This window comes from Glutamicibacter sp. MCAF14 (genome assembly GCF_052114325.1).
In the GTDB taxonomy this organism is placed as follows: Bacteria; Actinomycetota; Actinomycetes; order Actinomycetales; family Micrococcaceae; genus Glutamicibacter; species Glutamicibacter arilaitensis.
Genome location: NZ_JBFREO010000006.1, coordinates 121220 through 130333 on the forward strand (window position 1 = coordinate 121220; position 9114 = coordinate 130333).

General features: G+C 61.8%; 10 protein-coding genes. 7 read left to right on the forward strand and 3 right to left on the reverse strand.

All coding sequences use genetic code 11. The features are described from left to right. Window positions 1-7: 7 nt before the first annotated feature. Both AB4Y71_RS14145 and AB4Y71_RS14150 read left to right on the forward strand, forming a co-directional pair. Entirely contained in the window at window positions 8-238 is a 231-nt protein-coding gene (locus tag AB4Y71_RS14145) for a hypothetical protein (RefSeq protein ID WP_180993157.1), read from the forward strand. A gap of 7 nt (window positions 239-245) precedes the next feature. Next, window positions 246-680 (forward strand): zinc-binding dehydrogenase, encoded by a 435-nt coding sequence (locus tag AB4Y71_RS14150; RefSeq protein WP_441721232.1) that lies wholly within the window; start codon window positions 246-248, stop codon window positions 678-680. Window positions 681-819: 139 nt separating this feature from the next. Here the strand turns inward: AB4Y71_RS14150 and AB4Y71_RS14155 are convergent, their stop codons facing one another. Beyond that, entirely contained in the window at window positions 820-2508 is a 1689-nt protein-coding gene (locus tag AB4Y71_RS14155; protein WP_441674215.1) for a long-chain-fatty-acid--CoA ligase, read from the reverse strand. A 207-nt stretch (window positions 2509-2715) separates the two neighbouring features. Between AB4Y71_RS14155 and AB4Y71_RS14160 the strand changes: the two genes are divergently transcribed. Continuing rightward, window positions 2716-3714: a DNA topoisomerase IB gene (locus AB4Y71_RS14160; RefSeq protein ID WP_441721234.1), complete on the forward strand. Its 999-nt coding sequence runs from the start codon at window positions 2716-2718 to the stop codon at window positions 3712-3714. Between the two features lie 134 nt (window positions 3715-3848). On the opposite strand, the gene AB4Y71_RS14165 is transcribed toward AB4Y71_RS14160, so the two are convergent. Beyond that, entirely contained in the window at window positions 3849-4949 is a 1101-nt protein-coding gene (locus AB4Y71_RS14165) for an alanine racemase (protein ID WP_441721237.1), read from the reverse strand. A 109-nt stretch (window positions 4950-5058) separates the two neighbouring features. Next, window positions 5059-5847 carry an IclR family transcriptional regulator gene (locus AB4Y71_RS14170; RefSeq protein ID WP_441721240.1) on the reverse strand — a complete coding sequence of 263 codons (789 nt, stop codon included), beginning with the start codon at window positions 5845-5847 and terminating at the stop codon, window positions 5059-5061. Window positions 5848-5949: 102 nt separating this feature from the next. Between AB4Y71_RS14170 and AB4Y71_RS14175 the strand changes: the two genes are divergently transcribed. The 4 genes from AB4Y71_RS14175 to AB4Y71_RS14190 all read left to right on the forward strand — a co-directional run bounded on the left by AB4Y71_RS14175 (window position 5950) and on the right by AB4Y71_RS14190 (window position 9093). Next, window positions 5950-6405 carry a VOC family protein gene (locus AB4Y71_RS14175; RefSeq protein ID WP_441721243.1) on the forward strand — a complete coding sequence of 152 codons (456 nt, stop codon included), beginning with the start codon at window positions 5950-5952 and terminating at the stop codon, window positions 6403-6405. 164 nt (window positions 6406-6569) lie between these two features. Then, complete coding sequence (locus tag AB4Y71_RS14180) at window positions 6570-7274, forward strand: CoA transferase subunit A (RefSeq protein WP_013350162.1); 705 nt, start codon at window positions 6570-6572, stop codon at window positions 7272-7274. 2 nt (window positions 7275-7276) lie between these two features. After that, window positions 7277-7927, forward strand: a complete 651-nt coding sequence (locus tag AB4Y71_RS14185; protein WP_013350163.1) for a CoA transferase subunit B — start codon at window positions 7277-7279, stop codon at window positions 7925-7927. Further along, a complete protein-coding gene (locus AB4Y71_RS14190) occupies window positions 7924-9093 on the forward strand; it encodes an acetyl-CoA C-acyltransferase (RefSeq protein WP_441721246.1) in 1170 nt (389 codons plus the stop codon). The genes AB4Y71_RS14185 and AB4Y71_RS14190 overlap by 4 nt, the downstream gene beginning before the upstream one ends. Window positions 9094-9114 lie beyond the last annotated feature (21 nt).

Genomic DNA, 9114 nt, shown 5'->3' on the forward strand with positions numbered 1-9114 from the left:
CGCCATCGTGAAGGCCACATCGTGCGTGGTCATCGACAAGGACATCTCCATGGATGTCGCGGCTCTGCTGGGCTGCGCCATTCCTACCGGTTATGGCGCTGCGGTCCACGCAGGAAAGGTCCAGCCCGGCGACCATGTGATCGTCGTGGGCATGGGAGGCGTGGGCACCAACGCGGTGCAGGGCGCCAAAGTTGCTGGTGCTTCAACCGTCGTGGCTGTGGACTTATCCCCGCAATAAGTTGTAGTTGGTCCGTGAATTCGGTGCCGATGCCGCATTCGCTTCCTTGGATGAGGCGGATGAGTACATCGACGCCGCCAGCCATGGACGCAAGGCCACCGTGGTGATCCTGACCGTTCCGGTCGCCCCGCTGGCAACGCAGGCGATCTCCGTCCTGGACCAGGGCGGACGGCTGGTCCTCGCTGCCTTGGGCAACCCCGCCAAGTTCCGCTTGGACCTTCCGGTCAACCAACTGGTCATGAACCACATCACCGTGCGCGGCACAGTGATGGGTTCCTCCTCGCTGCGTCGCGATCTCCCGACAATCCTCGCGCTGTACCGGCAGGGCAAGTACAAGCTCGATGAGCTGATCACCCACCGGTACAGCCTCGCGAATATCCGCGAAGGATACAGCCAGCTCGACCAAGGCGATGTCGTGCGCGCGGTTATCCAATACAACTAGCCACCGCAGCCGTATCGTCCACGGCAAAGCGCATGCTCCGCATTCTGGCTCCAAGCAGCGTTCAGAATGCGCAGCATGCGCTTTGCAGTTTCCCTATAGCCCAAGACTGCCCGGTTGCCGAAGGGCTGGTCCTGCGTCCCTAGACCAAGTCGACCATCTGGTCCTTGACCTGCTTGCGCAGGATCTTGCCCAGCAGCGAGCGCGGCATCTCCTCGATCTGCACGATGCGCTTGGGCACCTTGTAGGCGGCCAGCAGCTCGCGGCAGTGGGCGCGCAGCGCATCCTCGTTCAAGCCTGCACCGGCTTCAAGCTGCACCGCGGCAACGACCATCTCCCCGCCGCGGGCCAGCGGCTTGCCGAACACCGCCGCATCGGCAACGTCAGCATGCTGGCGCAACGCGATCTCCACCTCGGTCGGCGAGACATTGAAGCCGCCGGTGATGATCAGCTCCTTGGCCCGATCCACCACCTGGGCGAACCCGTCCTCATCCACGGTCACCACGTCGCCCGAACGCAGCCACCCGTCCTCGGTCTTGGTCTTGGCCGTTTCCTCCGGATTGTTCCAGTAGCCCTGGAAAACCTGCGGGCCCTTGATCAGCAATTCGCCCGGCTCGCCCTGGGCCACTTCCACCGAAGGATCCTCCACATCCACGACCTTCATCAAGGTCGAAGGGAAAGGCACCCCGATGGTGCCGGTGCGGCGGCTGGGGTGGAACGGGTTGCCCAGAGCCACCGGCGAGGACTCGGTCATGCCGTAGCCTTCCACCAGCAGTCCGCCGGACATCGATTCCCACAGTTCCACCACGTGGTCCGGCAGGTTCATGGCCCCGGAAATGCAGTACTTGGCGCTCTTCAGCGATACGCCGCGTTCCTTGGCTGCCAGCGCGGTGCGCTCGTAGATCGGTGGCACGGCGCAGTACACGGTGGCCGGGGACTTCTTCCAGGCATCCAGGATCATGTCCGGGTCGAATTTCGGGAAGAGCACCAGCAGTCCCTGCTTCTTCACACCGAAGGTCAGGTAAAGGGTCATGCCGAAAGCGTGGAACATCGGCAGGATCGCGTAGAGGATTTCCTCGCGTTCCTTGGCGCCGAGCATCCAGGCCTCGCCCTGCAGGGCATTGGAATACAGGTTGAAGTGGGTGAGCATGGCACCCTTCGGGTGGCCGGTGGTCCCCGAAGTGTATTGGATGACCGCCAGGTCATCGACGCCCGGGTGCGGGTGGCTCGGATCCAGTTGAGCACCGGAGAGCAGGTCCTTCCAGGCAACGGTGCCCGAGGTGCGGGCGGTGAGCGAGGCCTTGGTCTCGCGCAGCTTCTTCACCGGCAGGTTCAGCGCAATGCGCTTGACTGCGGGGAAGGCTTCGAGCAGGTTGACCGCGACGATCGCATCGAGCTGCACGTCCTTGGGGAATTCCTGGATGCTGGACACGACTTTGTCCCAGACAATCGCGATGCGCGCTTGGTGGTCTTCGAACTGGTGGCGCAGTTCCCGTGAAGTGTACAGCGGGTTGTGCTCCACCACGACGGCGCCCAGGCGCAGGATGGCATAGAAAGCAACCACGTGCTGCGGGCAGTTTGGCAGGACCAGGGCGACGCGGTCTCCGGCGCGCACGCCGAGCTTGCGCAGGCCTTCGGCGGCCTTGGCAACCTGTGCGCCCAGATCGGCGTAGCTGGTGCGGCGCCCGAAGAATTCGGTCGCCGGGCTTTCTGAGGCCTCGCGCACGGAGCGTTCGAACATGGCGCTCAGCGGCTCGGTTGGCAGGTCGATTTCGGCGGGGACTCCCGGCTGGTAATTCGCCACCCATGCGGGCGCAGCACTATTTTCCATACTTCTAATCATGCCTTGTTACGGGACGCTGCGCGATTTGGAATCCTGCACAGATGCAGACGGGAGGCATTTCTGCACCTTCGAGGCGCCGGAGAAGCAGCAGCTTGGAGCAGGCTGGCTGGGATTTTCCTGCGAACTTGAGGTCACGCACACGATTAGCGCTAGCGTGTCGGTAATTACACATTGCGCAGCATCCAGGAGGCTTCCATGCCAGCACAGCGAAGCAAGCGGCTTCCGATTACGCGTCGACGAGCCGGCAGCGGCTTCTTCTACCTGCTGGACTCGTGCAAGGTCCGGGACCCGCAGCTGCTGGAGCAGATCACCCAACTGGCCATTCCACCGGCGTGGCAGCAGGTAGAGATCGCGCGCAGCGCGCGGGCCAAGGTCCAAGCCCGCGGAATCGATGCGGCAGGCCGGACGCAGATGATCTACCACCAGTCTTTCCGCAATAGGCAGGATGCCGCCAAATTCGACCGGCTGGCTGCATTCGGCCGGGCGCTGCCCGACCTGCGACGCCAGGTGCTCCGGGATTTGCGCAGATCCGGGAACGAGAAGGACCGGGTCACCGCCGCAGTGGTGCTGCTGATGGATCTGCATCTGCTGCGGATCGGCTCGCACGCCTATTCCCGCGACAACAAGTCTTTCGGCGCCGCGTCGCTGCGTACCAAGCATCTGGAAATCCAGGGGAATTGCGCCAGCCTCGAATTCCCCGGTAAGAGCGGGCAGAAGCAGCGCGTCAAAGTCAAAAGCCGGCTTCTGGTCCAGGCGCTGAACGAATTGCGTGATGAACCGGGTTATGAGCTTTTCCGCTATCTGGACGAGGATGGGCAATCCAAGCTGGTGCAGCCCTCGCAGATCAACCGTTATCTGGCAGAGCATCTTGGGGAGGCGTTCACCGCGAAAGACTTCAGGACCTGGGGAGGCAGCCTGACTGCTTTCAAGGCGCTGCTCGATTCTCCGACGTCAACTGAGGCAAGCGAAAAGGCAAGCAACCTGCGCAAGCTGGCCGTGGAGCAGGCCGCCAGCGCACTGGGCAACACTCCTGCGATTGCTGCGGATTCCTATATCGATCCGCGTGTGCTTGCCTTGGCTGGCGAACCGCAAAAGCTGGCGGCGCTGCGACGCTCCAAGCAGCAACTCAAGGCCAAGAACCATTTGGATCCTGCATCGCGGTGCCTGCTGCGCTTTCTTGGGAAGGCGAGCTGACGGTGTTCGCCCAGGCACTGCCTAGAGGCGGCTTCTGCCCATCGAACGGCCCTGCGCGTCGTGCGTTCGGCCATTGGACGCAGTTCTGCGGCGGTCCTTCCCGAGCAACGCCGCAAGCGGACTGCGGGCGGGAACTAGAAGTTCAGCCCGCGGGCTGCCACATCCCAGGCCTCGTGGCTGCCATCCTCATGCACGGCCAGCACCGTATCGACCAAGTTCACCGCAACGCAGACGTGGTTCGGAATAACCTGCAGCTGCTGGCCATGGGCTGGCAGCGGCAAGTGCTCGGGCCACAGCACGGTGGCGTGATGCTCCGAGAGTGCACTGATGCGCGCTTCAGGGCACTCGGCAATGCGCCCATAGCCGGTGGCCCACACCGGGCGATCCCCGCCGAGCACCTTGCTGCCGGCATCCAGCACGATCCGGCGCGGGATTTGCCCATCGCCTTCGTGGCGGCTGATCACGGTGGACGCCACGGTCAGCGAAATGTCTTCCCAGCGCACGCGTCCCAGTTCGAATTGCTGTGCGTCACCGAAAACGTAGACTCCTGGGCGCACCTCGGTCAGCACCGCGTTGTCGCTCAATTCGGCGGTCGGGGTGGAGCCGCCGCTGATGCGCTTGATCGTATGCCCTGCATCGCGCAGCAGGCACGCTGCTTCGGCCAGGGCCTTATGCTCATCGTTTAGCGCGGCGTCGATGCCTCCCGGTGCGTAGCTGTGTCCGGGGAAGGTGAAGACCCCGTGCACGCGCATCCCCACGGCACGGGCGGCCTCGGCAATTTCAACTGCTCCCTGCGGGCTGACTCCGCTGCGGTGGTGGCCGCTGTCGATTTCAATGATGAGCTTGACCTTGGAAGCCTTCTCCCCCAGCATCTTCGCCATCTGCTGGACTGCTTCAACGGAGTCGGTCCCGATGCTCAGCTTGGCCCGGCGCATCAGTTCCAGGATCCGCGTTGCCTGGGCCTGATCGACCCATAGAGGATAGGCAATGAAAATCTTCGCGACCCCGTGCAGCGCAAAGGAAAGGGCTTCACCCACGGTAGCCACGGTGAGTCCGGCAGCCCCGGCGTTCATCTGGCGTTCGGCAATTTCCTGCATCTTGTGGGTCTTGGCATGCGGGCGCAGCTTCAGGCCCTGGCTTGCCACACGGTGTGCCACCCGGTCAATATTCTTTTCCAGTTTCGCCACGTCAACAAGGATCTGCGGGGTACTGATTCCGACCGGGATGGTGCTCAAATTTGCCGTTCCTTCATATTTTTGAATTTGCCGCGGACTATCTTCAAACCAAGCAAGCCCGCCGATCAGACAGACTACCGCAGGAAGATTTATAGCGGGGAAGGAGGAATTAGCGCGTGACCAAGTTGTTCCGCGCCGAGAGCTTGGTGGACAGTTCGTGGGCGTGGTGCAGCAAGAGCTTTCCCAGCTCTTGGCGTCGTTGGGCTTCAAAACGGGTATGGATCCCTGTCAGGCTCAAAGCCCAGGCAGGCTGTCCTGAATTATCAAAAACCGCTGCTCCCATGCCCCAGCTGCCTTCGACGATCAGCCCCGGGTTGACCGAATAGCCCAACTGCCGGGTTTCGGCGATCTTCTTGCGCAGCTGCGCAGGTGAATGCGCAGGACCGTATTCTGGTTCCAGATCCGCATTCTTCAAGTAGCGTTCGGTGCTCTGCTCGGGCAGGAAGGCAAGGATGGCGATACCGGCAGAAGCGACACCCAGCGGGAAGCGCCGTCCCTCATAGAGGACAAACGAGCGGATGGGGAATGCACCATCTTGGCGCAGCAGGCACACTGTTTCATCTCCCCGCCGTGCCGAGAGGAAGGCGCTCTCTCCGGTTGCTTCGGCAAGCGCGGCAACGTGTTCGCGGGCAAGGTCGCTGATGTCATAGCGTTCAGCTGCCACTGCGCCCATGAGGTAGAGCTCTGGGCCGAGCAGCCAGCGGCCGGTGCGATTGTCATGGTCGCAGAATCCCTCGGTTACCAAGGCACTGAGCAAACGGTGCACCGTAGGGCGGGCCAATCCGGTGCTTTGGGCAGCTTGGGTCGTGGTAATGCCTTCGGGCATTGAGGTGCTCACGGCACGAAGCACGGAAGCCAACCGTCCTACTACCTGGGTTCCAGCCGGGGAATTGCTCATGACCACATTATGGACGATGTGCTCGGGCCGAAGTAATTTCTGCTTCATAGTTTGTCTCCATAGCCCTGTTGCCCGCGGACTTATCGGCGGATAATTCGGCACATGGAAAATACATGGCAGATCGTCGTTGACTGCGCTGCTCCGCAGGCAATGGCGAAGTTCTGGGCACAGGCTTTGCATTACGTTCCCGAGCCGGCCCCAGCGGGGCATCGCACATGGCGCACCTACTGGCAGTCGATGGGTGTGCCAGAGGACGAGCTGCCACCTGGAGCCGGTGAAATTCCGGAGTCGCTGGTCGATCTGCAAGGTGGTGGGCCCCGGATTTGGTTCCAGCAAGTTCCAGAATCCAAGAGCATCAAGAACCGGCTGCACCTGGACTTGCTGGTAGGCGGTGGTCGCGGCGTGCGCTTTGAGCAGCGCAGGCAAACCGTCACCGACGAGGCGGAGCGCCTGGTCGGCTTGGGCGCTACGGTCCGCGCCGTTCACGACATGCCGGAGATGGGTCATTTCGCGATCTGCATGTTCGATATCGAAGGCAACGAGTTCGACATCGTCTAACCCGAGTAATGACCGTTCATAATATGGGCACCCTGGTCATTTTTCCTCACCATCCGACCAATACCCCAGCAATGCTCCAAGTGCTATTGAATGCGCACCGGCCACTACGTACGTTAGGAAGTAAGCAGATCCGCGCTCCACATAGTGGACACATGGAGGAATCGATGGCAACGAAGTTTCAGGATGACGCAACCGCCGCCTTGGCTGCAGTCGTAGAAGACGGCATGACCATTGCCGTGGGTGGTTTCGGCCTTTCGGGCATCCCCAACCGGCTGATCACAGCCCTTCGGGACTCCAAGGCAACGAATCTGACCATCGTTTCAAACAACATGGGTGTCGATGGAAAAGGACTGGGCATCCTGTTGGAGAACAAGCAGGTCTCCAAGGTCCTGGCTTCCTACGTTGGCGAGAATAAGCTCTTCGCCCAGCAGTTCCTCAACGGGGATTTGGAAGTTGAATTCTGCCCGCAGGGCACCTTGGCCGAGCGCCTGCGCGCTGGCGGCGTGGGCATTCCGGCCTTCTTCACGCCCACTGGAGTGGGAACTCCAATCGCCGAAGGCAAGGAAGTCATGGAGTTCAACGGCAAGCCAGCCATCCTTGAGCGTGGCATCTTCGCTGACATCGCCTTGGTCAAGGCCCATCAGGCCGATGCCGAGGGCAACCTGCGCTACCGGATGACCTCGAAGAACTTCAATCCGCTGGCGGCCATGTCCGGCCGGCACACCTTTGCCGAAGCCGAAGAGATTCTCGACGGCTATTTGGATCCATCGCTGGTGGAAACCCCGGGGATCTTCGTGCAGACCCTGGTCCAGGCCGATGAGGTCAAGGACATTGAACAGCGCACCGTGCGCGCCCGAGAGGAGGCCTAAGCATGTGGACACGAGATGAAATGGCAGCCATTGCTGCCAGCGAGCTGACCGACGGGCAATACGTGAATCTCGGTATTGGCATCCCCACCATGGTGGCTAACAACCTGCCTGAGGGTGTTTCGGTCAAATTGCAAAGTGAAAACGGTCTGCTGGGCATGGGGCCCTTCCCCTATGAGGGTGAAGAAGACGCGGATTTGATCAACGCAGGCAAGCAGACCGTCACCATTTTGCCCGGCGGCAGTTTTTTCGATTCGGCGACGTCCTTCGGCATGATCCGCGGCGGGCACGTCCAGACTGCCATCCTCGGTGCGTTGCAGGTGGCCGCCAACGGTGATCTGGCCAACTGGACCATTCCGGGCAAGCTGGTCAAGGGCATGGGAGGCGCCATGGACCTGGTCGCAGGCACCCCGCGCGTGATCGTCCTGACCGATCATGTGGCCAAGGACGGAACTTCGAAGATCGTAGAGAAATGCGACCTGCCGCTGACGGGGGTGGGCGTGGTCAATCGCATCATCACCGACCGTGCGGTGTTTGATATAGAAAACGGAAGCTTGACCTTGCGGGGGGTTGCCCCGGGTGAAAGCGTAGAAACAATCAAGGAAATCACGGCAGCAGAATTTGCCGTGGACATGGTGGAGGATCTGAAAGCATGACCGCAAAGATTGTGGGCTACGCCCGCACCCCATTCGTGAAGTTCAACGGCGTCTTCGCATCCGTGCCTGGCACCGAGCTCGGTGCCCACGCGGCCAAGGCCGCGCTGGCTCGTGCCGGTGTTGATGCCAGCGAAGTCCAGCAGGTCATCGCCGGCCAGGTGCTGCAAGGCGGCGCCGGGCAGAACCCTGCTCGCCAGTCTGCGGTGGGTGCCGGGGTACCGCTGGACGTTCCAGCAATTGCAGTGAATGCCGTGTGCCTCTCTGGTGCTGAAGCCGTGGTGGCTGGTGCCCGTCTGATCAACAGCGGGGAAGCAGATGTCGTTCTGGCCATCGGCCAGGAATCGATGTCGCTGGCGCCGCATGTGCAGCGTGCCCGTGCCGGGGCCAAGTACGGTGCCATCGAAATGATCGACACCTTGGAATACGACGGCCTGACCGATGCCGCAGAGAAGCGTTCCATGGGCGCTTCCACCGAGGAGCACAATGCGAAGCTGTCGATGACTCGCGAGGCACAGGATCAGGTTTCGGCCGCATCCCACCAGCGCGCGGCAGCTTCCCGCGACTTCGCAGCTGGCGAGATCGAGCCGTTCACTATTTCCAGCCGTCGCGGCGACACCGTGATCAGCGAAGATGATGGCATCCGCGAGGCAACCACCGTTCAGTCCTTGGGCAAGCTGCGTCCCGCGTTCGCCAAGGAAGGCACCATCACTGCGGGCAACTCCTCGCAGATCACCGACGGTGCTGCCGCGGTAGTACTGGCCAGCGATGCGGCCATCGAGCGTCTGGGCTTGAAGCCACTGGCCGAAATTGTTTCGCACGCTTTTGTTGCCGGTCCGGACCGCACCTTGCACGAGCAGCCTTCCAATGCGATCAAGGCTGCTTTGGCGAAGGCCGGCGCCGAGGCCAAGGACCTGAAAGCCGTGGAAATCAACGAGGCTTTCGCAGCTGTTTCGGTGCAGTCCACCAAGGCGCTGGGTCTTGATGCTTCGATCGTGAACCCTCATGGTGGAGCAATCGCGCTGGGCCACCCGATTGGCGCGTCCGGTGCACGCATTATCGGAACCTTGGCTCGCCAGTTGCAAGATTTGCCGGCCGGTTCCCTGGGCGCCGTTGGCATCTGCGGTGGTGGCGGGCAGGGTACTGCTCTGGTGCTGCGTTCGCTGTAACCTCACCTAGCCCAAAAGTGC

What these genes read in the sequence shown, in the direction of transcription:
- AB4Y71_RS14155 (WP_441674215.1), bottom strand. Translation starts at nt 2,508, where the DNA reads ATGGAAAATAGTGCTGCGCCCGCATGGGTGGCGAATTACCAGCCGGGA.
- AB4Y71_RS14160 (WP_441721234.1), top strand. Translation starts at nt 2,716, where the DNA reads ATGCCAGCACAGCGAAGCAAGCGGCTTCCGATTACGCGTCGACGAGCC.
- AB4Y71_RS14170 (WP_441721240.1), bottom strand. Translation starts at nt 5,847, where the DNA reads ATGAGCAATTCCCCGGCTGGAACCCAGGTAGTAGGACGGTTGGCTTCC.
- AB4Y71_RS14175 (WP_441721243.1), top strand. Translation starts at nt 5,950, where the DNA reads ATGGAAAATACATGGCAGATCGTCGTTGACTGCGCTGCTCCGCAGGCA.
- AB4Y71_RS14180 (WP_013350162.1), top strand. Translation starts at nt 6,570, where the DNA reads ATGGCAACGAAGTTTCAGGATGACGCAACCGCCGCCTTGGCTGCAGTC.
- AB4Y71_RS14185 (WP_013350163.1), top strand. Translation starts at nt 7,277, where the DNA reads ATGTGGACACGAGATGAAATGGCAGCCATTGCTGCCAGCGAGCTGACC.
- AB4Y71_RS14190 (WP_441721246.1), top strand. Translation starts at nt 7,924, where the DNA reads ATGACCGCAAAGATTGTGGGCTACGCCCGCACCCCATTCGTGAAGTTC.